Source organism: Tepidisphaeraceae bacterium, assembly GCA_035998445.1.
GTDB lineage: Bacteria > Planctomycetota > Phycisphaerae > Tepidisphaerales > Tepidisphaeraceae > DASYHQ01.
Map to the genome: position 1 here is coordinate 11787 of DASYHQ010000017.1, position 25303 is coordinate 37089.

The 25303-nt window shown below is 64.8% G+C and carries 23 protein-coding genes; 11 read left to right on the forward strand and 12 right to left on the reverse strand.

The window, feature by feature from the left end:
• Positions 1-131: 131 nt before the first annotated feature.
• The 3 genes from dnaX (at position 132) to ruvA (ending at position 3460) form a co-directional block, all read left to right on the forward strand.
• A complete protein-coding gene (gene dnaX, locus VGN72_05520) occupies positions 132-2222 on the forward strand; it encodes a DNA polymerase III subunit gamma/tau (protein HEV7298805.1) in 2091 nt (696 codons plus the stop codon).
• A 100-nt stretch (positions 2223-2322) separates the two neighbouring features.
• Complete coding sequence (locus VGN72_05525) at positions 2323-2640, forward strand: YbaB/EbfC family nucleoid-associated protein (protein ID HEV7298806.1); 318 nt, start codon at positions 2323-2325, stop codon at positions 2638-2640.
• A gap of 175 nt (positions 2641-2815) precedes the next feature.
• Complete coding sequence (gene ruvA, locus VGN72_05530) at positions 2816-3460, forward strand: Holliday junction branch migration protein RuvA (GenBank protein ID HEV7298807.1); 645 nt, start codon at positions 2816-2818, stop codon at positions 3458-3460.
• A gap of 350 nt (positions 3461-3810) precedes the next feature.
• Here ruvA and VGN72_05535 read toward each other — a convergent pair whose 3' ends face one another.
• Entirely contained in the window at positions 3811-6096 is a 2286-nt protein-coding gene (locus tag VGN72_05535) for a hypothetical protein (protein ID HEV7298808.1), read from the reverse strand.
• 193 nt (positions 6097-6289) lie between these two features.
• Here VGN72_05535 and VGN72_05540 point away from each other — a divergent pair, with 193 nt between their 5' ends.
• Positions 6290-6619, forward strand: a complete 330-nt coding sequence (locus VGN72_05540) for a CrcB family protein (GenBank protein HEV7298809.1) — start codon at positions 6290-6292, stop codon at positions 6617-6619.
• A gap of 172 nt (positions 6620-6791) precedes the next feature.
• Here the strand turns inward: VGN72_05540 and VGN72_05545 are convergent, their stop codons facing one another.
• The 9 genes from VGN72_05545 to VGN72_05585 form a co-directional block, all read right to left on the reverse strand.
• Complete coding sequence (locus tag VGN72_05545; GenBank protein ID HEV7298810.1) at positions 6792-7169, reverse strand: FmdB family zinc ribbon protein; 378 nt, start codon at positions 7167-7169, stop codon at positions 6792-6794.
• A gap of 93 nt (positions 7170-7262) precedes the next feature.
• Positions 7263-7790: a nucleotide exchange factor GrpE gene (gene grpE / locus VGN72_05550; protein HEV7298811.1), complete on the reverse strand. Its 528-nt coding sequence runs from the start codon at positions 7788-7790 to the stop codon at positions 7263-7265.
• A gap of 220 nt (positions 7791-8010) precedes the next feature.
• Complete coding sequence (gene dnaJ / locus VGN72_05555; GenBank protein ID HEV7298812.1) at positions 8011-9153, reverse strand: molecular chaperone DnaJ; 1143 nt, start codon at positions 9151-9153, stop codon at positions 8011-8013.
• Positions 9154-9418: 265 nt separating this feature from the next.
• Positions 9419-11050, reverse strand: coding sequence for a chaperonin GroEL (groL, locus tag VGN72_05560; GenBank protein ID HEV7298813.1), 1632 nt, complete (start codon positions 11048-11050; stop codon positions 9419-9421).
• Positions 11051-11220: 170 nt separating this feature from the next.
• Entirely contained in the window at positions 11221-11514 is a 294-nt protein-coding gene (groES, locus tag VGN72_05565; GenBank protein ID HEV7298814.1) for a co-chaperone GroES, read from the reverse strand.
• A 73-nt stretch (positions 11515-11587) separates the two neighbouring features.
• Positions 11588-11917, reverse strand: a complete 330-nt coding sequence (locus VGN72_05570; protein ID HEV7298815.1) for a type II toxin-antitoxin system PemK/MazF family toxin — start codon at positions 11915-11917, stop codon at positions 11588-11590.
• A complete protein-coding gene (locus tag VGN72_05575; GenBank protein HEV7298816.1) occupies positions 11890-12102 on the reverse strand; it encodes a hypothetical protein in 213 nt (70 codons plus the stop codon). Before VGN72_05575 ends, VGN72_05570 begins: the two co-directional genes overlap by 28 nt.
• A gap of 26 nt (positions 12103-12128) precedes the next feature.
• Positions 12129-13793, reverse strand: a complete 1665-nt coding sequence (gene groL, locus VGN72_05580; GenBank protein ID HEV7298817.1) for a chaperonin GroEL — start codon at positions 13791-13793, stop codon at positions 12129-12131.
• A 147-nt stretch (positions 13794-13940) separates the two neighbouring features.
• The gene (locus VGN72_05585) at positions 13941-15227 is read right to left on the reverse strand and encodes a DUF4105 domain-containing protein (GenBank protein ID HEV7298818.1); all 1287 of its coding nucleotides are present in this window, start codon (positions 15225-15227) and stop codon (positions 13941-13943) included.
• Between the two features lie 232 nt (positions 15228-15459).
• Here VGN72_05585 and VGN72_05590 point away from each other — a divergent pair, with 232 nt between their 5' ends.
• The 4 genes from VGN72_05590 (at position 15460) to VGN72_05605 (ending at position 19677) form a co-directional block, all read left to right on the forward strand.
• On the forward strand, positions 15460-16839 hold the full coding sequence (locus VGN72_05590) for a glycosyltransferase family 87 protein (protein HEV7298819.1): 1380 nt from the start codon (positions 15460-15462) through the stop codon (positions 16837-16839).
• Between the two features lie 270 nt (positions 16840-17109).
• On the forward strand, positions 17110-17238 hold the full coding sequence (locus VGN72_05595; protein ID HEV7298820.1) for a hypothetical protein: 129 nt from the start codon (positions 17110-17112) through the stop codon (positions 17236-17238).
• Between the two features lie 42 nt (positions 17239-17280).
• Complete coding sequence (locus VGN72_05600) at positions 17281-18810, forward strand: MATE family efflux transporter (GenBank protein HEV7298821.1); 1530 nt, start codon at positions 17281-17283, stop codon at positions 18808-18810.
• Positions 18811-18822: 12 nt separating this feature from the next.
• Entirely contained in the window at positions 18823-19677 is an 855-nt protein-coding gene (locus VGN72_05605) for a hypothetical protein (GenBank protein HEV7298822.1), read from the forward strand.
• Between the two features lie 187 nt (positions 19678-19864).
• Here the strand turns inward: VGN72_05605 and VGN72_05610 are convergent, their stop codons facing one another.
• Positions 19865-21463: a hypothetical protein gene (locus tag VGN72_05610; GenBank protein HEV7298823.1), complete on the reverse strand. Its 1599-nt coding sequence runs from the start codon at positions 21461-21463 to the stop codon at positions 19865-19867.
• A gap of 55 nt (positions 21464-21518) precedes the next feature.
• Between VGN72_05610 and VGN72_05615 the strand changes: the two genes are divergently transcribed.
• Both VGN72_05615 and VGN72_05620 read left to right on the forward strand, forming a co-directional pair.
• A complete protein-coding gene (locus tag VGN72_05615; GenBank protein HEV7298824.1) occupies positions 21519-21896 on the forward strand; it encodes a hypothetical protein in 378 nt (125 codons plus the stop codon).
• A gap of 69 nt (positions 21897-21965) precedes the next feature.
• Positions 21966-22400, forward strand: coding sequence for an SRPBCC domain-containing protein (locus VGN72_05620; GenBank protein HEV7298825.1), 435 nt, complete (start codon positions 21966-21968; stop codon positions 22398-22400).
• A gap of 311 nt (positions 22401-22711) precedes the next feature.
• Here the strand turns inward: VGN72_05620 and VGN72_05625 are convergent, their stop codons facing one another.
• Complete coding sequence (locus tag VGN72_05625) at positions 22712-23416, reverse strand: hypothetical protein (protein ID HEV7298826.1); 705 nt, start codon at positions 23414-23416, stop codon at positions 22712-22714.
• Between the two features lie 1514 nt (positions 23417-24930).
• Here VGN72_05625 and VGN72_05630 point away from each other — a divergent pair.
• Positions 24931-25197: a hypothetical protein gene (locus VGN72_05630; GenBank protein ID HEV7298827.1), complete on the forward strand. Its 267-nt coding sequence runs from the start codon at positions 24931-24933 to the stop codon at positions 25195-25197.
• Positions 25198-25303 lie beyond the last annotated feature (106 nt).

Below are 25303 nucleotides of genomic sequence, written 5' to 3' on the forward strand. Positions count from 1 at the left end.
CAACCAACTGGATTCTCCGTTCCAATCGACACGCATGGGCGAGACGCCCATGCCACGGTCGGAAACGCGCTTCCTGACCCGCCTACTTTCCGATCGATCGCGCGGTTGCTACCATCCGGCGGGCTACCGCTATGTCGTACACCGTTCTCGCCAGACGCTATCGCTCGAGCACGTTCGATGACCTGATCGGACAGGAGCACGTCGCGCGCACGCTGAAGCGGGCCATCGAGAGCGGCCGGATCGCCCACGCGTTCCTGTTCTGCGGCACGCGCGGCACTGGCAAGACGTCCACCGCCCGCATCTTAGCCAAGTGCCTCAACTGCGAGTCGAGCGACAAGCCGACCGTCAAACCGTGCGGCCAATGCGAATCGTGCAAGGGCATCGCGCGCGGCGACGACATCGACGTGATCGAGATCGACGCCGCCAGCAACCGCGGCATCGACGAGGTGCGCAAGATCATCGAGAACGCGCGCTTTAGCCCCGCCCGGGCGCGGTTTAAGGTCTACATCATCGACGAAGTCCACGCGATGACGAAGGACGCCTTCAACGCCCTGCTGAAGGTGCTGGAGGAACCGCCCGCCCACGTGAAGTTCATCCTGGCCACCACTGAGCCCGAAAAGGTGCTGGCGACGATCCTCAGCCGCTGCCAACGGTACGATTTTCGCAACATTCCGACGCGAGAGATTGCCGGCCATCTGAAGGCCATCTGCACGACCGAAAAGGTGGAGGCCGACGACGACGCGATCCTGCTCGTCGCCAAGGCCGGCGCCGGCAGCATGCGCGATGCGCTGTCGCTCATGGACCGCCTGCTGAGCCTCGGCGAGACGCGCATCACCGTCGAGATGATCGAAAATCTCCTCGGCCTGCCCAAGACGCAGTTGCTGTTCAACCTTGCCGACGCCATCGGCCGTGGCGATACGAAAGCGACCCTGCAACAGGCCAACGCGATCATCCGGGGTGGCCTGTCGCCCGACGCGTTGATCGCGGCGCTGATCGACCACCTGCGTAACCTGCTGATCCTGAGCACGTGCGGCCCTGAATCCGACCTGGTCGACGTGCCCGGCCTGCCACTGGCGGATCTGGTGAATCAAGCCAACCAATTCGACGCCATCGCGCTGTCGCAGGACATCGCGATCCTCGAAGAACTTCGCCGAACGCTGCGTACCAGCCAGGCTGGGGCGGCGCTGTTGGATGCGACGCTCGTTCGCCTGGCGCTGGCCGAGCAGTTCGCCAGCATTGACGCCCTCATCACCGGCAACGGGGCGGCTTCACCCGGTCAAAAAAAAAAGTCTGAGCCGGTAGGGGCTGCCGCGCCACCTGCGCAAGCCCGCGCGGAGGTGGTCCGATCGTTGGGGATGCCTCCCGCGCCCGTTGCGACCATAGCGCCCGTTGCGCCACCCATCGCACGGACACCCGGGGAACCTGCCGCTAAAGCGGCAAGTCCGGTGGATCCGTCGTTGGACGCCCCCGCATCGCACTCCCAAGGGCTCGCCACTTCAGTGGCACGCTCCCCCGCCCCCAATCCAGCGCCCGTCGCACCCACACCCGCGCCGGTTGCCGACGAACCCCCCGTCGACCTGAACAATATCGACCTCGGCGACGACGACAGCCTCCCCTCCGTTGGTCGCGTGTGGGAAGGCCCCGCGCCGTCGCTGTCGACGATCATGTCACAGAACCGCTCGATGTCAGCGGTGGCATCGAAGCCCGTCAGTGACATGGCCAACGTCGAGCCCGTCGTCAACAACCTGCTGAGCGACAAGTGGAACGCCCTCCTGGCGATGCTGGACCAGCACAGTCAGGGCCTCTACGGCATCCTGTCGCAAGGCGGCCTCGACCGCATCGAGAACGGCCAGGCGGTCGTGAAGTTCCCCAGCGGCAAGGACTTCCTGCTGAAGCTGCTCGACCGCAATGGCAAGCGCGAATCGGTCGCCCAAGCCTTCACGCAACTGCTCGGCACCGAGACGGGCGTGCGGTTCATCATCGACGACACCGCTGCCGCCGCCCCACCGCCCGGTGCGGCACGCAGCGTGCCGGCACCGGTTGTCCCGGCCAACCCCCGGCACGCGGTGAAGCCCCAGCCCGCCGCCCCACCCCCGATGCCCGAGACGCCGACCATCCGCCTGACGCAGGAGATCAAGGACGCGATCTACGCGGAGGACCCGCTCGTGAAGACCATCGTCGACCAGCTGGGCGGCGAAATCGTGAAGGTAGAAGAGAATTGATCTCGTCCGTTGTCAGTCGTCCGTTGCCCGTTGTGGACGGAATGGGGACGATGGACGGCCAACCACAACGGACCCCAAACCCCTGACCACGGACACAATCATGTTCAACATTGCCGAGATGATGCAGAAGGCCCAGGAGATGAAGGTGAAGATGGAGCAGGTGCAGGCCGAGCTCGAGCGCAAGCAGATCACCGCCGACGCCGCCGGCATTGCGCGGGCGACGGTGAACGGGAAGCTGGAGTTGATCAGCATCAAGATCGACAAGACGAAGTTCGACGTGAACGACACCGATCTGCTCGAGGACGCGATCGTCGCCGCCGTCACCGCCGCCCAGAAGCGCGCCCAGCAGTTCATGAAGGACCAGATGCAAACCGTCGCCAGCGACATGGGCCTGCCACCGGGGATGTTGCCGGGGTAGTGCACGGCTGCGGCAGAAGAGAACGCGAAGACGCGACAGCGCGAAGGAAGCCGCAAAGGTTCCTATTGGGACTTGGTGATTGGAATTTTGTTTGGCATTGGGGCTTGGGATTTTCCCCTCCACCTCGTCCCGAACACAGGAAATCCACCCCCACCTCCCCTAAAATCACCCAACCATGATCTCCGCCATCACCGGCACCCTCAAACGTGTGGACGACGATCGCATTCAACTCGAATGCGGGCCAATGTTGTACGAGTTGCTCATTCCCGCGTCTGACCTCACCGAACTGCAAGCCAGCCTCGGCGAGACGCTGACGCTGCAGACCATCTTCTACCTATCCGGCGACCCCTCGCGCGGCGGGCTGGAACCGACGCTGATCGCCTTCGTTCGACCGGCTGACAAGCAGTTCTTCGAACTGTTCACAACCGTAAAAGGCATCGGTCCGCGAAAGGCGCTGAAGGCCCTGACAGCCCCCACCGGTGAGATCGCAGCTGCGATTGAATCGAAGGACACGCGCTTCCTCAGCGGCCTCGGTGGAATCGGCAAGCGCACGGCCGAGACGATCGTCGCGGAACTGTCCGGCAAGGCCGCCAAGTTCGCCTTCGCCATTCCCGCCAAGGCCGGTGGCAAGGGAGCCACCCAGTCCTTCGCCCGCCGCCCCGATGCCGAGGAAGACGCCATCAGCGCCCTGATGGCCCTCGGCGAACGCCGCGGCGACGCCGAGCATTTCCTCGAACGCGCCAAGGCCAACAACCCGGATCTCAAATCGACCGACGTGCTCCTCCGCGAGATGCTTCGCCTGCGCACCGTACGCGGTTAGCGCGAAAAACATCGCGGGTGGTGCTAACGAAAGCCTGATCGCCATAACCTCCGCGTTATGCCAAACGTGTCATCCCGATGGGAACATTGGCGACCTGAGGGATCTTCCACGGCCCGCACTGTCAGCCAGTCGAGATCCCTCAGGTCGCCTTAAGGCCAGCGGACAAATCCCCATGTCATCCCGAAGGGAGCGGTAGCGACCTGAGGGATCTCAAATGTCGAATGACGCTGGCAGTGGCAGATCCCTCGCGTCGCTCCGCTCCCATCGGGATGACACCGGCGCATGGTCGCGCAACGGGGTTTTGTCCGCGAACCTTTAGGCCCACCGGTCTGTATCGCGCGCCCGACAGTTTAATCCTCCAGCGGATTGTTCTCGTCGCGCAGCGGAATCTGCCGATACCGCCCGGGGTCCGATTCGTTCAAGCGCTCGACTGTATTGTCCACATGGCCGAGGTCGGTTTGGGCGCGGTCGCCGGTGCGGGTGTCTTCGATCGTGCGCTCACCGCGGATGGTTTCGATGACGTCGTCGTGCCGGCGGGCCTGACCGACCTGGCCGGCGCGCCAGGCGTCGTTCTGGCGGTCGAAGGTGTCCTGCATGCTCTTGTGGGCGGCTTGGCCGGCTTCGAAGCGGGCCTTCTGGTCGGCCATGCGCTGGGCGTGGGCGGCGCTGCCGTCGTTCAACCGCTGTTGGCTCTTGCGCGCCATCACCTCCTGGTTCACCTTCAGCGAGTTGGACATCGCCAGCATCATCGGCAGGTCGTGGTCGAACGTGTCGACGGGCGCGACGAGTTCGGTCAGGAAGACCGTCCACATGTCCTGCGACAGGCGCGACGTCGTCACGTGTGCCGTCCCACGGAACGGCCGCATGGGCGCGTCTGGCGACTTGGCCATCATGAAGTCGTACGTCACCACCGCCGACTTCGAATCGGGGATGGGCGAGGGCTTTTCCTCCAGCACCTTCAGCGATCGCAGTTCGCTGACCGGTCCGCCGCGCTGCGCGCTGAGGCGGGACAGTTGCGGGATGAGCATGCGGATCGCGTCGCCCGGTTCGCTGTAGCGACCGATGATGACCTGGGGTGGCGGTGGTGGCTGCACGCCCATCTGCCGCGATTGCTCGGCGATCTGGGCGTGACTGCGCATCAGCTGGCCATCGGGCTCGCTGATGCCAAACGACAGGCCGAACGAAATGCGCTGGTCGGCCGGGCCGGTGACGGAGAACGAGTCGAGGCAACCGGTGGCGTTCGTGGTCCAACCTGGCGCGATGCCGACCGTACCGGTGCCATCGGGAAACCGATACGTCTGCAACGCCACCGCGGGAGCCACGGCAGGCTTCTCTTGGGCGGTGGGCTGAGCATCGCCCGCGCCGGTGTCGCTGCGCGGTTCATCGCCACCACCCAGCGGGTTGTTGGGCTTGGGGGCCAGCGGGTTGGCGCCACCATCGCCACCCCCCAGCGGGTTCTTCGCGGGCCGTTTCAGTTTGTAGGTGGCGCCACCGGTCTGCAGCGTCATGTTGCTGCCGTCGATAATCGCATTGAAGTCGAACGTGTCGCCGTTGGCGTCAAACGAGCCGTTCAACCGCTTTCCGTCTGCGGTCGCGATCATCGGGAACTTCTGCTGGCCCATGGTGATCGTGCCCTTGTAGCCGGCATCGGCGTCGGTGAGTTCGACCGTGAGCTTCTCACCAACGTACCGCCCCGCCAGCGACGCGCCGGCGTTGCCCGGGGGCGCTGCATCGCGTTCCTTCGCAGCGGCCACCGGGGCGCCGCCATCGTTGCCCTCGGAATTGATGAATGGCGCGCTGTTGCGGATGACGAGCGTGCCGTCGCCCTGGATGTCGTACACGACCATGTTTCCGTTGGGCCCGGGGCCCTGCTGTTGGCCGCGCGTGTCGGTGCCGCCCTTCAGTTCGACGTTCATCACGTGACCGGTCGGCACGTCGACCTGCGCGATGCCCGACGACGTCAGCTTCACGTTCAGGTCCTGCTGACGCGTGGCGACGCTGATGTTCATCTGCACGTCGGCAGTCGGGCGACCGGCGACGTCCTGAACGCGCAGCAGCTTCATCCGCATGCTGGCGGTGTCGTCGGGGTTCTTCAACCGAAACATGCGCGCCAGGGCCCGCGCGTCGGCCGACCATTCCTGGCCGACGGCGACCGGCCCCTCGGGAAACATCGCGCGCGACTGCTCGATCGCGCCGGCCAACTCGTCGGTGACGGCCGGGTCGACGAACTCCTTCAAATCGTTTGTGACCGACCCGTCGGCGTTGCGCGTCACGACGACCGTCTTGCCCGCCAGCGCGAACGGCATCGACTGCGCCGGCTGCCCCGCCATGCCCTGCTGTGTGACGCAGTCGGCGCCGAACGTGATGCGCACCTTCGTCGGTTCACCTTCGGTGACGGCCAGCACCTCCAGCTTGCCGTTGAGCTTCGACGACATCGTCGTCGTGAACGGCTGGGTCATGCCCTGAAAGCTCGCCTTGACGTTCGTGTCGGCCTGCTGCGATTGGTCGAACGACCACGACATGCTTGGCTCCAGCGCCAGCCGCAACGACACCTGGTCCTGCGCCGCCAGTGGCGCTGGAAGCACCGCCAACAGCGTGGCACAAATCATCGCAGCGTAAGTTGGCACGTTTTTCATCGCCCACCTTTGGAGTGAAGTTTCTACCACTTCGCAACGTCGCGCACTCGAACAGTTCAAAGCAGCGGGCGTTAGCCGTCAAGCAAAATTACGAGATAAAGTATCGCATGCCTGAGAACGCGGAGTAGTCGCGTTGTGGAGAAGCAGATGCACGGCTCACGCGGTCGGATGCGCCGCGATAAGCTCGCGGGCCATGGCACTTTCGCAAGCAATGCTCGTCGGCGCCGCGGGCTTCGCCTTCAGCGTTGCATCGCTCGCCGCGCGGTTCGGTTGGACGTTCCCGTTGGGCACGCTGTTGGTCAACGTCGTCGGCAGCTTCGCACTGGGCGCGCTGGACGGCAAACGTCGATCTGCCGGCGAGAGGCCGGTGCTGCGGCTAAAGCAGTCGCCGTGCGAGCGCTACCGGTCGTCCTCGTCGTCTTCGGTGATCTGCACGGGAATCTGGTACTTCTCGTCCAGCCAGCGGCCGAGGTCGACCATCTTGCAGCGGTCGGAACAGAACGGGAACGGCCCCATCGGCTGATCGTCCGCCGGCACTTCGACAGGCTTTTTACAGGTGGGACACTGCATACTGAAGTTTAGGCGCCACGATTGGATTAGAGGAGCGATCGCGAGATAGCGCGTTCTGAAGAGACTACTTGGAAGTAGTCACGCATGGGCGAGACGCCCCTGCCACGGCAGAAGAATCCGCCCGGCTACTTCTTGTCTTTCTTCGCCGGCTTTGATTCGGCGGCGGGTTTGGCGACGGACTCCGTCTTGGCAGGCGCCGCGGGCTTCGACTCCGCCGCGGGCTTGGCGGCGTCACCGCCACCACCACTGCTACCGTCGCCGCTTGGCTTCGTCTCACCGCCACCGCCAGACTCGGCCTTGGCCTTGTCGGCGTAGCCCTTGTCGCGGTAGTCAGTGATGTAGAACCCGCTGCCCTTGAAGATCAGCCCCGCCCCCGTGCCGATCAGCCGGCGGACCTTCTTCTTCCCACAGCTCGGGCAAACCTTGATTGGGTCTGACGACATCGACTGAAACTTCTCGAAGTCGTGGCCGCAGGCGTCGCAATGGTATTCGTAGGTTGGCATTCCGTAGGGGCAGACCTCTGCGTCTGCCCTCCTTCGTTGGCTGTTGTCATGCTTGCAAACGGAACCAAGACGGGCGGGCACGGAGGCCCGCCCCTACGACAGCTTGCTCACCGCCACCTGCGCCGGACGCAGCGTGCGGCCGTGGAGGGCGTAGCCCTTTTGCAGCAGTTGGGTAACGGTCGGTTCGGTGTAGGTATCGCTGGGTTGTTGGATGAGGGCCTCGTGCCGGGTCGGGTCGAAGGCCTCGCCTTCCTTCGGCGCGATCTCCTCGACGTTCTGGGCCTTCAGCACGGCCAGCCATTGGTCATGCACGATCTGCATGCCCTGCAGCAGCGACGCCGAGTCGACCTTGGTGGGGTCTTGGGCGATCGCGCGCTCGAAATTATCGATGACGGGGATCAGGCTCTTGATCAGCGAGCTGTTGGCGTACTGCAGCCGTTGGTCGAACTCGCCCTGCATGCGCCGCTGGGCGTTCTTGAAGTCGGCCGTGGCCAACGCGAGGCGCTGGAACAGGTCATCGCGCTCGGCCTGCAGCTTCTGCACGTCCATCGTCCCCTCACTGCTGCCGTTGTCGTTGTCGTCCTGCATGTCGTTGTTATCGGTGGTGGTTGTCTCAGCCATGATGAAGCCTCAAAAGCAAATGCCGTTCGCGAGCCTGCAAGATGTTGTCATCCCGAGCGAGCGACAGCGAGGGAGGGATCTCAAAAATCACGAGAATCGCTTGGACGATCGAGATCCCTCAGGTCGGCAAGCCTCCCATCGGGATGACAACTTGCGCCAGACCATGCATTCTTCCGTTTCGCGTTTCAGCACGCTCAACTCCGCGGCAGTCTCGTCTGGCTCACTCACCGCTGAACACGTCCTTCAGCTTATCTAGAAATCCCTTGCGCTGCGGACCCACCTCGGCGCCGTCTTCGGTGGCGGCGAAGTCGCGGAGCAATTGCTTTTGCTTCTCGGTCAGCTTGCGCGGGATCTCGATCAGCACTTGTACCAGTTCGTCCCCGGCGCGCCCGCTGCGCAAATCGGGCAGGCCACGGCCCTTCAGCTTGTATACCTCGCCATGCTGCGCGCCGGCGGGCACGTCCAGCAGTTCGCGGCCCTTCAGCGTCGGCACCTCGATCTCGCCACCGAGCGCGGCCTGCGTGAAGCTGATGGGCACTTGGCAGACGAGGTCGTTGTTGTGCCGCGTGAACATCGGGTGCGGCTTGATCGCGATGTAGCAGTGCAGATCGCCGGCTGGGGCGCCGTTCTCACCGGCCTCACCTTCGCCGGCGATGCGGACGGCCTGCCCTTCGTGCACGCCGGCGGGAATCTTCACCGTTACGACGCGCTTCTTCTGCTGGCGCCCGGTGCCGGCGCAACCGCTGCACTTGTCTTTCACGATGCTGCCGCGTCCACGGCACGTCGGGCAGGCGGTAACCATGCGGAACATGCCGCCAAAGCCCTGTTGCGCGACGCGCCCCTGCCCGCCGCACGTGCTGCAGGCGACCGGCGACGTGCCCGGCTTGGCGCCGCTGCCCTTGCAGGTGTCGCAGGTATCCTGCTTTTCGAATTCTATCGTCTTTTCGACGCCGCTGGCGACTTCGGCCAGCGTGAGCTCGACCTGCGTTTCCAGGTCAAAGCCGCGGCCGTTGCCGGTGCGTCCGCCACCGCCACCCCGGCCACCCCCGCGCCCGCCGAACGCGCCACCAAAGATGTCGTCGAACATCGAGAAGATGTCGCCGGCGTCCATGTGCGAGAAGTCGTGCTGCCCACCGACGCCCTGGTGCCCGAACTGGTCGTACCGCTGGCGCTTGGCCGGGTCGCTCAGCACCTCGTACGCCTCGGCGCACTCCTTGAACTTCAACTCGGCCTCGGCGTCGCCCTGGTTGCGGTCGGGGTGATACTTCATCGCTAGCCGGCGATAGGCGCGCTTGATCTCCTCGCCGTCAACGGTGCGCTCGACGGAGAGGACCTCGTAGTAATCGCGTTTCGTTACAGCCATTCAGTTACTCTCAGAGAGTTCGTCCGTTTTCTCTTCCGGCTTACCGAGAAAGAGACCGAAGCACGCGCCGTTGTCCACTCATTCACCAAACACTGCGGAGACACGCGGACTATACAAATATCCTCGTGCCTCCGCAGTGGCGGTGATTGGATTTTCCGGGCCCGTTTAGCCGCGAGCTTGCTCGCGATTATTCCTCGTGCCGTGTCGAACCGCGAGCAAGCTCGCGGCTAAACAAGTTACACCGAGTACTGGCCCTGCAGCGCCCCTACGACACCGCGCCGGCGACGAGGTTGCTGGTCTCGTCCTTCTTCTCCTTCACTTCCGTGATCAGCACGTCCGTCGTCAGCGCCAAGGCGGCGATGCTAGCGGCGTTCTGGAGGGCGGTCTTGCTGACCTTGGCCGGGTCGATGATGCCGAACTTGAACATGTCGCCGTACTCGTCCGTCGCGGCGTTGTAGCCGTAGGCGGCGTTCTTGTTCTCCAGCACCTGGGCGACCACCACTTCACCGTCTTCACCGGCGTTGTCGGCGATCTGGCGGGCAGGGGCACGCAAAGCCTCGGCGAGGATGTCGAAGCCGATGCGCTCGTCACCCTTGGCGCGGCTGCGGCCGCCTTCGATGGCTTCGATCGCACGCAGGTAGGCCACGCCACCGCCGGGCACGATGCCATCGACGGCCGACGCCTTCACGGCGTGCAGCGCGTCGTCGATGAGGTCCTTGCGTTCCTTCATCTCGGTCTCGGTCGCGGCGCCGGCCTTGATGACCGCCACGCCACCGGTCAGCTTCGCCAGGCGCTCCTGAAGCTTTTCCTTGTCGTAGTCGCTGGTGGTCTTCTCGATCTGCAAGCGGATCTGTTCCGAGCGGGCGTTGATCTCCTTCCTGGAACCGCCGCCCTCGACGACCAGGGTGTTCTCTTTGTCGACGACGATGCGCTTGGCGGTGCCCAGATCGTCCAGCTCGACGTTCTCGAGCTTCAGCCCGAGGTCTTCGCTGATGAACTTGCCACCGGTGACGACCGCCAGGTCGCCCATGATGGCCTTGCGGCGATCACCGAAACCGGGGGCCTTCACGGCGCACACGTTCAGGATGCCGCGCAGCTTGTTGACGACCAAAGCCGCCAGCGCCTCGGCGTCCACGTCTTCGGCGATGATCAGCAGCGGCTTGCCGCCGGTCGCGATCTTGTTCAGCAGCGGCAGCAGTTCCTGCAGGTTGCTGATCTTCTTCTCGTGCAGCAGCACGTAAGCGTTCTCCAGCACGGCCTGCAGCGTCGTGGGGTTCGTGAGGAAGTACGGGCTGAGGTAGCCCTTGTCGAACTGCATGCCCTCGGTGTACTCGAGCACGCTCTCGGTGCCCTTGCCCTCGTCGACCGTGATCACGCCTTCCTTGCCGACCTTCTCCATCGCCTCGGCCAGCAGCTCACCGATGTGCTCGTCGCCATTGGCGCTGACGGTGGCGACGCGCTTGTAATCGTCGCGACCCTTGACCTTCTTAGCCATCGCCTGAATCGCCTCGACGGCGACCTCGGTGGCCTTCAGGATGCCGCGCTGCACGACGACGGGGTTCACCGCGCCGGCCGTCACGTACTTCAGGCCTTCCTTCATGATCGCCTCGGCCAGCACCGTGGCGGTGGTGGTGCCGTCACCGGCGACGTCACCGGTCTTGCTGGCGACGGAGCCGACTAGCTTGGCGCCCATGTTCTCAAACGGTTGCGGCAGCTCGATCTCCTTGGCGACGCTGACGCCGTCCTTGGTGATGCGCGGCGAGCCGAACGACTTCTGCAACACGACGTTCTTCCCACGCGGCCCGAGCGTCGCCTTGACCGCCCGTGCCAGCTGCGACATGCCCGCGAACAGTTCCGCGCGGGCGTCCGTTTCAAATTTCAGTTGCTTCGATGCCATGGAAATCTCCGGAAGGGTTCACCGCAGAGGCGCAGAGGGTGGAACCCGGAGGACGCGGAGAGAAACAAACCGATGCTTCTCGCCGATCAACCGGGCCGTTGCTCTACATCCGACTGGGGTTCATTTTTCTTTTTCTCTGCGTTCCGTCCTCTGCGCCTCTGCGTTGAGTCTTACTCAAGCACGCCGAGGATGTCGCTCTCGCGCAGGATGACGTACTTCTGGCCGTCGACCTCGACGTCGGTGCCGCTGTACTTGCCGTAGTAGATGGTCTCGCCTTCCTTCACGCCCACCTCATGCAGCTTGCCGTTGTCGTCACGCTTGCCGGGGCCCTTTGCGATCACCTTGCCCTGCGTGGGCTTTTCCTTGGCACTGTCGGGCAGCAGGATGCCGCTCTTGGTCTTCGTCTCCGCTTCCGACTGCTTCACGATCACGCGATCCCCAAGGGGCTTCAATTTCGTTGCCATAATTCAGTTCCTCTTCTTTTGTCTGTAGGGCGGGACTCGTCCCGCCGGTCTGCTGTCAATCACTCGAATGAAATTACGGACGGATCACGCGGACCACCGCGTCTCGCACTTCATTTAATTTCGGTTCCGTCAGTCGCCCGACGTCGTTCAAAAGCGACTCGTGTGCCGTGAACAATCGTGACGGTCTCGCATAACTGACCCGGCTCAGCGAGCCCGTGGCCAAATCACCTGATGCCAACGTGATGGCCGTGGGATCGGCGTACGCGTTGCTGGTGACCATGCAACAGATCCAGTCACCATTCTGCGCCGAAGCCAGCACGACTGCCGGCCGCCGCTTCGACGCCGACAGATCGCTGAACGGGAACGGCAGCACGACTACCGCGCCGGTTGCAAGTGCGCCCATGCCTCGTCCTCTTCCGGCCGCAGCCAATCCCGCAGCCCGCTCTCGCTCATCCGCGTCACGTCGTCGACCGCTGCCGACTCGTCGAGGATGGTCAACAGCGCCCGCGACCTTCGCGTCAGCTCGATCGGCTCGGCCAACGTGACGTTGCCGTGTTCATCGATGATGGCCTCAACGGTTTTCAGCATCGAATCCTCCACCGGAAAACGTCACCTTACATCATCCCGTCCATGCCACCCATGCCGCCCATACCACCCATGCCGCCGCCCATGCCACCACCGTGGTCATGATCACCGCCGCCACCCTTTTTGGGTTGCTCGACGATGATGCAGTCGGTGGTCAGCAGCAGGATCGCCACCTCGGCGGCGTTCTGCAGGGCGGTGCGTTCGACCTTGGTGGGGGTCAGGATGCCGGCCTTGATCATGTCGACGTACTCGCCGGTCAGGGCGTTGTAGCCTTCGTTGTCCTTGCCTTCCATCACCCGGCGAACGACGACCGCGCCGCTCTCACCGGCGTTCTCGGCGATCTGACGCAGGGGGGCGGTGATGGCCTGGCGCACGATCTTCACGCCGGTGGCCTCGTCACCTTCCAGTTGCAGGTTGAGGGCCTTCAGGCTGCGGATGAGGGCCACGCCACCACCCGGCAGCACGCCCTCTTCGACGGCGGCGCGGGTCGCGTGCAGCGCGTCTTCGATGCGGGCCTTCTTCTCCTTCAGCTCCGCTTCCGTCGCAGCGCCCACATTCACCTGGGCCACGCCACCGGCCAGCTTCGCCAGGCGCTCCTGCAGCTTCTCGCGGTCGTAGTCGCTGGTGGTGATATTGATCTCGTTGCGGATCTGGGCGATGCGGCCCTGGATGGCATCGCTCTCGCCGGCGCCTTCGATGATCGTGGTGTTGTCGTTGTCGACCGTCAGCTTCTTGGCCTGGCCGAGGTCGGTGATCTCGACCTTGTCCAGTTCGACGCCGAGGTCCTTCATGATCGCCCGGCCACCGGTCAGCACGGCGATGTCTTCCAACATCGCCTTGCGGCGGTCGCCGTAGCCCGGGGCCTTCACGGCGGCGATGTTCAGGATGCCGCGCAGCTTGTTCACCACGAGGGTCGCAAGGGCTTCCCCTTCGATGTCCTCAGCGATGATCAGCAGCGGGCGCTTGGTCTTCTGAATCTTTTCCAGCAGCGGCAGCAGCTTGTTGACGCTGCTGATCTTGTCCTCGTAGACGAGGATGAACGCCTTGTCGAACTCGACGATCATCTCGTCGGGGTTCGTGACGAAGTTGGGCGACAGGAACCCGCGGTCGAACTGCATGCCTTCGACGACGTCGATCTCGGTCTTGAGGCTCTTGCCCTCTTCGACGGTGATGACGCCGTCCTTGCCCACGCGCTCCATGGCGTCGGCCATGATGGCGCCGATCTCGCGGTCGTTGTTGGCACTGATGGCGGCGACGTTGGCGATGTCTTCCTTGCCGCTGATCTTCTTGCTGCGCTTCTTCAGGTCGGCCGACACGACGTCGACGGCCTTGCGGATGCCGCGGGCGAGCGCGTTGGCGTCGGCGCCGCTGGTCAGGTGGCGGTAGCCTTCCTTGAAGATGGCCTCGGCGAGCACGGTCGCGGTCGTGGTGCCGTCACCGGCGACGTCGCTGGTCTTGCTGGCGGCCTCCTTCACGAGCTTGGCGCCGATGTTCTCGTACTTGTCCTTCAGTTCCACTTCCTCGGCGACGGTCACGCCGTCCTTGGTGATCGTCGGGCTACCCCAGCCCTTGTCGATCACGGCATTGCGGCCACGCGGCCCAAGGGTGACCTTCACCGCGCGGGCGAGCTTTTCCACACCGGCGAGCAACGACTTACGGGCTTCCACATCAAACTGAAGCATCTTGGCGGCCATCGGTTCAATTCCTTCTTAAAGCGTTTCCATCTGAGACGTCGAACGGGCCCCGGCAAGGTTAAGACCTTCCACCCGGCCGGGTAGACTCGCCATAACAAACGCAATGCCGAAGCATAGATGCGGCACATCTAGCGTTTAGATAAGCACTTACACGCGTGCGGCAGCGGGTGCCGCAACTGTCAGGCTGGCAGGATCATTCTTCTGCACTGCGTTCGGTTGCCATTGTGGCAGTAGCCGATAGAGCGCCACCGCGAGCCCGAGGTTGATCGGCAACGCCAGCGCGATGACGTCGGCGTTCACCTGATCGAAGACCGGCAGCACCTGCATCACCAGCCCGATCACGCCCAACGCAGCGATGAAGACCGCTAATCTGGAAGCGGCCTTGCGGAAGCGCCCGAAGAGCACGAACAGCGTGAGAGGGATGAGCGCCAGGAGCAGTGGATTCGTCTGCAGCAAGTTCTCGTTGCCGTACGAAGCGATGTGGTCGGTGAACGCCCACGCGTACGCCATGATGAACCCGGCCATGCCCCCGATGCCGCACCACAGCAGCACCAGCAGGAACAACATCGCACCGGCGGTGCGATACCGACGGGCGGGCTTGGAAAGCAGCGCCATCAGCGTTCCTACCACCACGCCCACGATCAGGTAACCGGGCCAGTACGTCGGCACCGTCGCCGCGGGCATTGGGCGGCTGCCGGTGGCGATCTGCACCTCGCTGCGCACCAGCGGCACGCGGTTGCCGGCGGCGTCGGTCACCATCACGCTGCGTACGTGCCGTTGTAGTTCGAACGGCAGGAAAGTCTCTTCCCACGCGTCCAAGGGCTTATCGATCCAGTCCGACAGCACGGTTTGCAGCGCGGTGTAAAGGGGTATATCACGGGCAGTGATCCGCCGGGTGTGGGAGCGGTAGGTGCTGTCGGTCGGCACGCCCTTCAACTGGGCCGCCATTTGGTCGCCCAAGGCGTTGTCGATCGCGTCGCGCACGCGGGTGGTGCAGTTGTCGCGATAATAGTCGTACCGGTAGACTCGGTTCTCGGGCCGTTCGTTCCACATCAGGAACCGCATCAACTCCAACGTCTGCGCCGGCGTGAGGTTCAATTCCTGCTCCCAGACCGTCCGGTCGCCAGCGGCGTAGGCGTTGACCGTCCCCCGGCCATCGAAACCCTCCATCCAATACTCCAGCCGGCCGTTGACGAAGCGGGTGAGCAGTTCCAGTTCGTTCTCGTAATCGAACAACCCCCAGTTGTACGCGATGTCGAGCCCGGTCGAGTCGTCGCGGATGCGCAACGCCGTGTGCCCGAATTTCTCGAACGTCAACCCCCCCGGCCCAAAGGTGATCAGCGAGACCACCGGCTCGGCCCGCGCCGGACTGGCAAACACCACGATCGGTAGAAAGAACACCGCAAGGCAGCGGGCAACGAGGGTAAGGCGCATCAGCATTCGATTCCTATCGTCGGGCAAAGGGCTTTGGCAGGCAAGGTGATGCCCTTCCAATGCCTGCCAGCGTCCCCTTTCGCTTGCGACTTCGCAGTCCCAGAGCGCGTACGTCCGCGAAACCGCAAGCGGATGTGGGTGATCGTGCGGGTCCTCCATCACGTTCAGGTCCGAGAATCAAACGAACGGAATCGAATCAGTTGATCTGTTCAAAACGCCCGATCTGGTTTGCATGATGTTATCCCCGCTGTGGCCCGCCCGGCCAGTCCGTCCGATGGTGCCGTTGCTCTGGAAGATCGCCGGCGGCGTATTGCTGTTCGTCGTGACGGCGTTCGTCACGTTGCAGTTCATGCCAAGCCAGGAACGCGTCGGGCCACGCACGATCGGGAACGATTTCCTACCGTCGTTCGCCGCCGGGTTGATGGTGCGCGAGGGGCAGGGCGACCAGATTTACAACCCCTACGCGGTCACACGGGTGGTGCGGGCGATCTGGGAAATCCACTTCCCCGGCGCGGAGGCCAGCAGTGGCCTGGCGGCCTGGCTGAACCCGCCGTTCTTCGCGTTCCTGTTCGCCCCGTTGACCGGGCTGCCCTATCCGCAAGCGCTGGGCGTCTGGATCGCGATCAACTTCTGTTTAACGATCGCCGGCTGCGCGCTGTTGATCCGCCTGCTGCCGGCCAACAGCCCACTGGCGGTGAAGGCGCTGGTGCCGGTGCTGGTGGTGTCGTCGTTCCCGTTCGTGCGGACGATGACGCACCAGCAGAACACGATGTTGTCGCTGGCGATTCTTGCTGGCGCGCTCGTGCTGACGATGCGCGCACTCGCCCGCGAAGCTTCAGAATCACCGGGCCGGGCACGGTTGGCCTACGCCACGGGCACCGTCGCGGGGCTGCTGCTGTTTAAGCCGCAGCTGGCGGCCGTCACCATCTTAGCGCTGGCGGTCGTGGTGGGGTTCCGGGTGCTGCTGGGCGCGATCTACACCGGCGCCCTGCTGCTGGCGGTGCAGGAATGGGTGATTCCCGGGGCGGCGTGGCAGTTTCTGCTGGAGATGCCACCAATCCTCGACCGTTTGCACGAACGCCAGAACTACCACTGGGACCGCCACGTCACGTTGCACAGCTTCTGGCGGATGCTGATTCAAGGCACAGAGACCGGCCCGACGGGGCTGGCCGTCAAAGTATTATGGATGGCGTCACTGGCGGCCGTCGGCCTCTGGCTGGCGCGAGCCGCATGGACAGCGAACCGCGCCAGCAACCCCATCACTGCCCGCCGTTGGCTGGCGGCGGCCATCTGTGCGATGCCGCTGGTCATGCCCTACTTCATGGATTACGACCTGCTCCTGCTGGCGACCGCCGCCGCCCTGCTGGCTGGCGATTTGAACGCGAAGGCGACCACGTCGATCAGCGACCGCCGGCTATCCTGGGCCTGGGTGGCGCTGGCGGCCTGGCAGGCGATGCCGATGTCGACGGCGTCCTGGCGCGTCAACATCACCGCCGTCCTGCTGACGCTCGTCACCGCGATGATGATCCGCCGCGTGAAGCCCGACGCGGCGGTCGAGGAAACGGCGACGATGAAGATCGAGCCACCACGCGACGTGCGTATGGCGGCGTAGGAGCGACGGACGTATCACCGAGCCCGCTCGGACCTCCGTCCGTTGCATGGGCGTCTCGCCCATGCATCTCAATTCATCCCGAGATTTCATTTGTGGCTGGCTGCTTCGATCGCGCAGCTGCCAAAAATCGTACTTCGAGACCTCATCACGTGCATGGGCGAGACGCCCATGCCACGGCCGGAGCCCCTGGGGGAGAGAGCGGACTTGCTTTCACTGGTCATGGCATGCCCCGCGGACTTCGCGTACGCTGCCGGTTACTGAGGAGGCCGCATGAAACTGAACTTCTGGCAGTGGTTGGGCGTGGCGATGCTGGTGATCGGCGTGCTGCTGTACCTCTTCGAGAACACCACCCCCACCGCCAACCCGCCCGGCGCGACGACCGTCCCCGTGACGCAATAGGCTCGCCGGGTGCCACGGGTGGCTTGTCCACCCGTGCTTCAGATGGCACGGAACGCACGGCCGGGCAAGCCACCCGTGGCACCCATGCCGGGCGGTCAACCGGCCAGCCCAACGGTCGTCACGCACCACGCCATGACCCCACGCCGCTCCACGTTCACGCTCGACCTGTTGACCGCCTACGGCGCCTCGATCGCCCGCCTCGGCAGTTGGGCGGCCATCACGGCGATGCTCTACCGCTACTGGGGCGACGAGCTCGTCGCGATCTTCGCCTTCATCCGCGCCACCATCGGCCTGCTGGCCTACGTCACCCTCGGCATCGGCCCGGCGATGATCCACCACCTGGCGCACGCGGTCGTGCGGTCGACCGGCAGCCTTCGTGATAAGCCCGCTACTGATGACCCGCAGCCTGCGGCGCCGTGGGTCGATCCGGCGCCGGCGAGTCGGCCCACGCTCGACTACTACGCACCACCGAAGCGCGAGTGGACGTGGATTCGCCCCGCGGACCCCATCTCCACAATTTACGCCAACGGCCTGCTGATCGCGATGATCGCCGCCATCGTGGGGTCATTCGCAGTATTTCTGTACGCCGACGGTTTCCAAGCCGCCTACCAGCAAATCGACCCCTTCTGGCTGCCCGTCGCCACCGCGTGGGTGTTTGGCATCGGCATTGGCACGGTCGCCCGACTTGCCAGCGACGTGCCGGGGGCGCTGTTGCAGGCGAAGGGGTGGATGGCGTTCGACAACCTGCTGTTGATCGCCGCCGAGGTGACTTGGGTGACGATCGCCTGGAACGACGCGTCGCACACGCGCGCAAGCCTGCGCAACGGCGTCTTCGCGGTCGGTTCCGGCTATGCGATCAGTGGCATCCTGCTGTTCCTCTCGCGATACGCCGCCGCAGCCATCGCCAACGGCCTGTGGCCCCGCCGCGCCCCCGTCTCGCTGGCGACGATGAAGCCACTGCTCCTCTTCGGCGGCGCCGTCACGCTGGCCCAACTGGCGGACTTCCTCTACGCCCCGATCGACTTCATCCTGATCAACCGCCTGCTCGACCCCACCGCCGCCGCCGCTTACTTGCCGGCCATTCAGATCGACGCCGGCCTGCTCCTGCTGGTGACCGGCATGGCCGCCGTGCTGTTGCCGCGGGCGGCACTGGCGCATGCCGGCAACGATGCGACGCTGCTGCGCACCTACTACATCCGCGGCACACTGGCGAGCACGCTTGTGCTGATCGTCGCCGCCGCGCTCGTCTGGGCCTTATCACCGACGATCTTCCGCCTCTGGCTTGGCGACGACGCGCCCGCCACCCGCGCCATCCTCCCCCTGCTGCTCATCCACACCGTCGCCGGCGGCAGCAGTGCCGTCGGCCGGGCGATCCTGCTCGGTATGGGCCGCGTCAAAGCCTTCACGATCGCCGCCCTGCTCGCGGGCGTTGTGAACGTGGTCCTGAGCTACTGCTTCGTGCGTTACCTGAACCTGGGTTTGCACGGCATCGTCCTGGGCACGATCATTGCCGTCGTCGGCCGTTGTCTGATCTGGCAGCCGTGGTACGTGATGCGCTGCCTGCGCCGCTAACGAGGGGAACCCATGATAACCGAGCCGATCGACCTCCCCCTGCTCTGCGGCCGCTGCCGCTACGACCTGCGCGCCACCCCCGGCAGCCGCTGCCCCGAATGCGGGCAGATATTCGATCCGAACATCCTGATCGACCGCCTGATCCCTTGGGAAGCCCCCGCCCTCTCCAGCCCGGTGCGGGCCTACTGGCGGACCGTCTGGATCGTGTCGTTCCAACCGAACCAACTGACGACCTACCTCGATCTGCCCGTCTCCATGTCCCGCGCCCGATCGTTCGCGATCATCACTTGGCTGCTGGGCGGCAGCCTGCTGGCGCTGGTGGCGCTGGCGTGGGCGGAGAACGCGGGGGATCTCGATCGCTTTCTGCGTAATTCGGATCTGCGCGACGATTTGGAAGTTCTCTTACTGAACCGCTGGTCGTTCTGGCTTGCCACCGGTGGCGCGATGCTGGGATTGCTCCTAGGCATCCTCGCCACGCGCTCGTTCTACTTCGATCTGCGCGACCCCGTCCGCCATGCCCGCGCGACCGCGTTGTCGCTCTACACCTGCGCCCCGCTCGCGTGGCTGCCGGTGATTGCCGCCGTTAGTTTCGTGGTCGCATTGGGCATCTCGGGCTGGACGAACTCGCGCTTCGATACGTGGGAGATCGTCCTCCTCTCCATCAGCCTGTCCTTGGCCGGCGGCACCGTTCTGCTGTGGTGGTCGCGCGCGGCGACGTGCGCCGGCCTCCTGCTCAACGCCGGCCCCGGCCGCCTGTTGCTGACGACGATCCTCCTGCCCACCATGTGGATCGGCTGCACGCTCATCGGCGCCTTCACGCTCTGGGCCGGCGTGCAACTCGCGTGGCTGATGTGGGCGGCAAGCTAAAGCACGGCCGCGTTTCCCGTGGCATGGGCGTCTTGCCCATGCCTGTGGACTGGAACGAGAAATCCGATTGATTGCCTGCCGCGCTGACCAAGCCGTTGATCTTAATTTCACCTTCCGGCCTCACCACGAGCATGGGCGAGACGCCCATGCCACGGCCGGACCGGACCCTGTTTGCGCGACCTTACCGCTACCGCCCCGGCAACGCGGGCTGGGTCGTCGCTGGTGGCACATCGATCATGTAGACGAAGTCCGGTGCATCCAGCCGCGCGTGATACGACGCATCCGGCTTCAGCAGGCCCAACGCCGTCTCATCCGCCCCATTCGGGCCCACCGAATAAACGAACGGCTGCGTGGTCGGCCCGGAATACCGGATCGCCCCGCCCGCCGGGTCCAGGGCATCGATCGGCACGGCCGGCAGGTAGTCGGGTATCAACGCTTCCAACGATTCTGGCAACGCGCCGGCGTGATCGTATCGGTAAAGCCGGAGCGCCAGCTGCGCGCTCAACAGGCCGCGAGAGCTATCACCCATCACCGCGGCGTGGCGCACGAACTGAAGCCAATTGTTGAGAGTCGACGTGGGGAAATTTTCGATCTGCGCGATCGGTGGCCACCACACTCGCGACGGTGCTCCCGCCAGCCCCGCCGGCTTGATGACGACCGGCACCGGCAATGGCCCGGGGCGGTCGAGCATCTCAAAGATGATCTGCGTCATCTCGATCCCGCGGACTTTCCGCCCCTGCCACACCGGCCGCGTCAGGAAGGTTGACGCCGGCCCCATGGGGTCGGGCCCCGGCCACCCCGCGTTCGGTTCCTTCTCCTTCAACGAGTCCATGTGACGGATCAAGCTCTTTCGGTATTGAGTGCGATCACTTTCAACCGTCAGTAGCGAGCGCTGGATCGTCCGCAGCACGTCGGCGAGCGCATCCCCCTCCGCCGTTCGCTTCGCCGGCAATTGGAAGGACGGAACAGACGCGATGAAACGCTCGGCGATCTGCATCGAGTACTGCGCCGCATACCCACTCCGGTCCGAGGTATCGGAACGGAACGCGCGGGCCAAGAACAACAGGTTCAACGCGTCTTGCCGGGCTCTCGCATCATCCCCCTTCGCCACGGCGTCTGCGGCGGCATAGCGGAGCAGGTACGCCAAGTTGTATACGTCAACGAACGCCTGCCCCGGCTCTGGTTGATACACGCTCTCCACCGGCCATTGCAGTGCCGGGCGCGTGGTCGCTTGTCGAAGTAAGCGCAACGGGGCCTCGTTCGCGTTGAGGTGCCGGCGGATATGATCCAGCTGATCCGCTGACAATGTGGGGTTCCCACTATTGTAGAAGTCGGGAGAATTCGCGAAGACGCCGCTGAACGCCTTCAAATCCAGGACCTTCCCCGCCTCGATCAGCAGCGTGGCCGCGTTGTCCTCAGGGGGAACTGGTTCGGCAACTTCCACCGCCACCGCGCCGCGCGGCGGCAGCGCCGCCCTTGCCTGCTGCAACCGATGCTCCGCCCGCGCGTCCCACGCCATCCACGCCGCAACGATGCCCAGCGGCACCAGCAGCGCGATCGGCGCGACCCACCGGGCCGCGCGGAACGGCCGCAGCACCGGATCCCCATTCAACCGCGCCGCCACGCGCGGCGGCGTCGCCTTCTTGAACAGTTCCATACGCTCGCTCCCGTCCCACGCCGCGCCACCACCCCTGCCCGCCTTCGCCTTAGCATACCGCGAGGCGCCCGCCGCCGTGAGCAACGAATGCCCGGTAATCGCCGCCGCCCGCACGGGCTGGTGCCCCAACCTGTGCCGAGTACAATCGCACGCGGTACGTCTCGAGAACCGAAGCAGGACCGACATGCCGGACATGGGCAACGCCATTCCGCTGCAGTACGAGGCCGCTCGTCGCAGGCGGGTTCGTCTGACGCCGGTGCTGGTTGGCGCGGCGCACTTTGCCGTTGCGTTTCCGCTGTGGGTGTGGTGCATCAACCGGTCGATGGATCGCATCGCCGATGCCGTCGCGGCACAATTTTCGCGCTCGCCTTATACCCCGCCCGCCACGCCTTTTCTGGAGCAGGCGGGCCAGTGGATGATCGATCTGCTGATGTTGCCCGTCAGCGAACTCTGGTGGCCGGACGGCACCCCACCGTTCGCCTTCGTGCTCGCCAACAGCCTCGCGTGGGGCCTGACCTGCTGGTTGATCCTCACCCTACGGACCCGCGGGCGTCCGGCGTAGCTCCCGGCGCAGGGTCGAACCGCGCGGATGTCGAGAACAAGTCCTAAACCGTCAAATGGTCCATGCCCCATGCACACCTTCACCACCGCCCGCCACATCCCCGCCACCGTCGACCGGGTCTTCGCGGCCATCGCCGATCCCGCACGGCTGGCACGCTGGTGGGGCCCTGCCGGGTTTACCAACACGTTCGAGGTCTGCGAGTTCCGCGCCGGCGGGCGGTGGGCGTTCGTCATGCATGGGCCGGACGGGCGCAGCTATCCGAACGAGAACCGCTTTGCCGACGTCGAACCGCCAAGCCGGGTCGTCATCGAGCACGTCTTGCAGCCGCGGTTTCGGTTGACGATCGGGTTGACCGCCGACGCGGGCGGCACCGCCGTCGCGTGGGCCCAGACGCTGGAGGACGCCGACCTCGCCCGCAAGCTCGAACCCATCATCGTCCCCGCCAACGAGCAGAACCTCGACCGCCTCTCCGCCGAGGTGCTGCGAGATGCGAGTGGCACCTGAATCGTGCGGCACCGCCCGCTCGCGGCACTTCATCCCGCCCTACGGACGGCTTGCAAGACCGTAGAAGACATAGCCCACGAACGAGCACGAAGGAACACGAAGGAACACGAATGGGAGACAAGCGCATCGCGTTCAACTCGCGTTCTTCGTGCTGATTCGTGCCAATTCGTGGGCAGGCCCCGTGCTTGATGCGCAACGTTCACCAGCGGGCCCGCACGACTCCAAACGAAACCGCGGCGCGCCACACAGGCCGCGCCGCGTCTCTTCTATTCACTTCAGCCTTCACCCTTCACCCTTCACCCTTCCCGGCCTCACGCCGCCATCTTCGGCGTCGGGCCGCTCTGGCCGTCGCGGATGGAATCGGCCGCTGCCGTCGTCGCCGCCGGGTGGCTACCGGTCATGCCGAAGTTCACGTTGAACTGCGCCGACGCCCCCACCGCCGTCGACCGCACGCCCTGCACCCGGTACGTCAACTGCGACGTCCCCGCCGGCACGGTCGGGTCGACGAACCGCTTGCCCCCCACCCCGCCGATGTACTCGAACTCGCCCGACGAGCCGATCTTGCGATCGACCCGGTACATCGTCCCGCTCGCCCCCGGGTTGCGGCACTTCCAGCTCAACTCCAGCGACCCGTCCGCCCCCAGCGACACCTTGAAGTTCGACGGCGTCCCCGGCGTCGCCCCGGGCCGCGCCACGCGCCGCACCGTCAACCCCAGCTGCGCCCGCTGGGCATCCGTCGTCGCCGGGTGCTTTTGGATGATGCCCGCGAGCTGACGGATCATCGCGATCATCTGACCCTTGGTCGTCCGTTTGAGTTCGACGCTCGGCCGCGTGCGCGTCGCCGGGTCGTTCGCCAGCCCGTACGCGCTCACAAATGCATCCACCGCCACCTGCAGCGCCGCCTGCTGCGCGCTGACGAGGCCGACGTGATCAACGCCGATCACGCCGACGTTGGCCAGGAAGTCGGTCGACCAGGTGACGAGCATCGGCTCGCGGATCGGGAGGAAATCGGACATCGGCTTGTTCCGTGCGTTGATGAAATCCGTTCGCGACGGCCACCGGCCGCGCCCGTCGCGCGACCACCGCCATCCCCCTTCCCATCGGCCCGGCCCCGCCCCGACCTTGCAAGATCGCCACAAAATCCCGCCCCCCGCCCCACATCCCATAATACCCCTCCCCCGCCCCTGCCACGGCAGGAATCGATCCACCCTTCCCCGCCCCGCCTCAACCCTGCCCAGCAATGCGCCGCCCATTCCCCGGCATGCGCCACACATTCCTCGGCATGCGCCACACATTCCTCGGCATGCGCCGCACATTCCCCGGCATGCGCCGCACATTCCTCGGCATGCGCGGCAACGGCGGGGAAAAGCCGGGTGCCACGGGTCGTACTCGCCCCGTGCCTCGGATAACATGACCCGCACGGTTGGCTTACCGCCCGTGGCACCCGGCTCCTAGCGGCCCAGCAAAACTGGTTTTTGGCGCGAGGTAATACCGGTTATGCGGCACGCTGTTTTTCTTCCATGCCTGATCGCAGTGTTGCTCGGCGTTGGAAGCGCGTGTACCACCGGACGCGGCGGGGCTGCTTCTCAGAAAACACCGGTCCTAGGTGACATTGTCGGATCCGTGAGATTGCACGAGGACGCCGGGCCCGCGACAACGACGACGGTGCAGATCGTCGTGATGCTATACAACCACAACGAGCGGTCCGCCCGCCGCATGTTGGAGAACGTCGGCACCTTGTCCAAACCCTTCTCTCTCTCGGTCCGGTGGCCGGACTCAAAGGGGAGCCCCCGCAATTCCGTGGAAGTTCAGGCGTTTGGGTACGAGGCGGGCCAGCTGTCGTACATCTCCGATTCCCAACGGTACACGACGCGCGATTCGCTGAGGCATCGACCGCTGGAGTTCGTGTTGGCGCCTGTCCGAGAGTAGCTCGGCCGGGTGAGGAAAAGGGGACATCCAGGGTGAGGAAAAGGGGACATCCAGAATATCCACGCCCGACCGTTGACGGCCCAACACCGCCGGGTGCCACGGGTCGTACTCGCCCCGTGCCGTCGGATAGGATGACCCGCACGGGCGGCGTACCGCCCGTGGCACCCGACACGGAGAAGCATGAACCGAAGATTGATTTTGACTCTCTCTGCGCTCGTGTTCGGCTACATCGCCCTCTACTACTTCGGGATGTGCTTTCAGAGTGTCGATTACCACGACGGCCGATACCACGATATCCCGCGAGGACGTTATGCTTTGTCAGCGGCCATCGCCTCGGTGCTCACCGCCGTCTGCTGGCGCGCTCGTGGTGGGCCCCGGCCAACCGGGGGCGAGGAAAAGGGGGCATCCGGAACATCCGCGCCCGACCGTTGACGGCCCAACACCGCCCGCGGATATTTTGGATGTCCCTTTTCTTTTCGAAGGCGAGAGCCGAAAGGGTGCTGAAGCTATGTAGGGTCCGCCGGTACTCCTGCGGACCGTTTCGGTTTACGATGAGCGGCGATGGTCCGCAGGAGTACCAGCGGACCCTACGAAACTGACAATGATGGATGAAAAGCCAGTACAGCCGCTTGATTACCGTGCGCCAGAAGCGCACGCGGGGGCGAGTGGTGCTGGGTGCATGTCGGTCATCGTTGGGCTATTTGGTCTGCCCTTTCTGATACATGGCATCGTCGCGCTCGCCGAGGTCCGGAAAGGGATCGGGCGGTTTTTCAGGTCGGACGAATCGGGCATCGCGTTGTTTGGCTTGCCGATCGGGCTGATCTGTTCATACGCCGCGATCCGCTGGTGGCGCAGACGGGCGAGATAGGCCGGGTTACCTGCCATCGGTTATGCTCAACCCGTGTCCGCCGGGGGTGCCACGATCCGGTACACCGGGTCGTGCTATCGAACGGCACGCCCCTGGCAACGCGACC

Excerpts from the sequence above, each read along its gene's own strand:
- dnaX (HEV7298805.1), top strand. The coding sequence starts at position 132 with ATGTCGTACACCGTTCTCGCCAGACGCTATCGCTCGAGCACGTTCGAT.
- VGN72_05525 (HEV7298806.1), top strand. The coding sequence starts at position 2,323 with ATGTTCAACATTGCCGAGATGATGCAGAAGGCCCAGGAGATGAAGGTG.
- ruvA (HEV7298807.1), top strand. The coding sequence starts at position 2,816 with ATGATCTCCGCCATCACCGGCACCCTCAAACGTGTGGACGACGATCGC.
- VGN72_05535 (HEV7298808.1), bottom strand. The coding sequence starts at position 6,096 with ATGAAAAACGTGCCAACTTACGCTGCGATGATTTGTGCCACGCTGTTG.
- VGN72_05540 (HEV7298809.1), top strand. The coding sequence starts at position 6,290 with ATGGCACTTTCGCAAGCAATGCTCGTCGGCGCCGCGGGCTTCGCCTTC.
- VGN72_05545 (HEV7298810.1), bottom strand. The coding sequence starts at position 7,169 with ATGCCAACCTACGAATACCATTGCGACGCCTGCGGCCACGACTTCGAG.
- grpE (HEV7298811.1), bottom strand. The coding sequence starts at position 7,790 with ATGGCTGAGACAACCACCACCGATAACAACGACATGCAGGACGACAAC.
- dnaJ (HEV7298812.1), bottom strand. The coding sequence starts at position 9,153 with ATGGCTGTAACGAAACGCGATTACTACGAGGTCCTCTCCGTCGAGCGC.
- groL (HEV7298813.1), bottom strand. The coding sequence starts at position 11,050 with ATGGCATCGAAGCAACTGAAATTTGAAACGGACGCCCGCGCGGAACTG.
- groES (HEV7298814.1), bottom strand. The coding sequence starts at position 11,514 with ATGGCAACGAAATTGAAGCCCCTTGGGGATCGCGTGATCGTGAAGCAG.
- VGN72_05570 (HEV7298815.1), bottom strand. The coding sequence starts at position 11,917 with ATGGGCGCACTTGCAACCGGCGCGGTAGTCGTGCTGCCGTTCCCGTTC.
- VGN72_05575 (HEV7298816.1), bottom strand. The coding sequence starts at position 12,102 with ATGCTGAAAACCGTTGAGGCCATCATCGATGAACACGGCAACGTCACG.
- groL (HEV7298817.1), bottom strand. The coding sequence starts at position 13,793 with ATGGCCGCCAAGATGCTTCAGTTTGATGTGGAAGCCCGTAAGTCGTTG.
- VGN72_05585 (HEV7298818.1), bottom strand. The coding sequence starts at position 15,227 with ATGCGCCTTACCCTCGTTGCCCGCTGCCTTGCGGTGTTCTTTCTACCG.
- VGN72_05590 (HEV7298819.1), top strand. The coding sequence starts at position 15,460 with ATGATGTTATCCCCGCTGTGGCCCGCCCGGCCAGTCCGTCCGATGGTG.
- VGN72_05595 (HEV7298820.1), top strand. The coding sequence starts at position 17,110 with ATGAAACTGAACTTCTGGCAGTGGTTGGGCGTGGCGATGCTGGTGATC.
- VGN72_05600 (HEV7298821.1), top strand. The coding sequence starts at position 17,281 with ATGGCACGGAACGCACGGCCGGGCAAGCCACCCGTGGCACCCATGCCG.
- VGN72_05605 (HEV7298822.1), top strand. The coding sequence starts at position 18,823 with ATGATAACCGAGCCGATCGACCTCCCCCTGCTCTGCGGCCGCTGCCGC.
- VGN72_05615 (HEV7298824.1), top strand. The coding sequence starts at position 21,519 with ATGCCGGACATGGGCAACGCCATTCCGCTGCAGTACGAGGCCGCTCGT.
- VGN72_05620 (HEV7298825.1), top strand. The coding sequence starts at position 21,966 with ATGCACACCTTCACCACCGCCCGCCACATCCCCGCCACCGTCGACCGG.
- VGN72_05625 (HEV7298826.1), bottom strand. The coding sequence starts at position 23,416 with ATGTCCGATTTCCTCCCGATCCGCGAGCCGATGCTCGTCACCTGGTCG.
- VGN72_05630 (HEV7298827.1), top strand. The coding sequence starts at position 24,931 with ATGATGGATGAAAAGCCAGTACAGCCGCTTGATTACCGTGCGCCAGAA.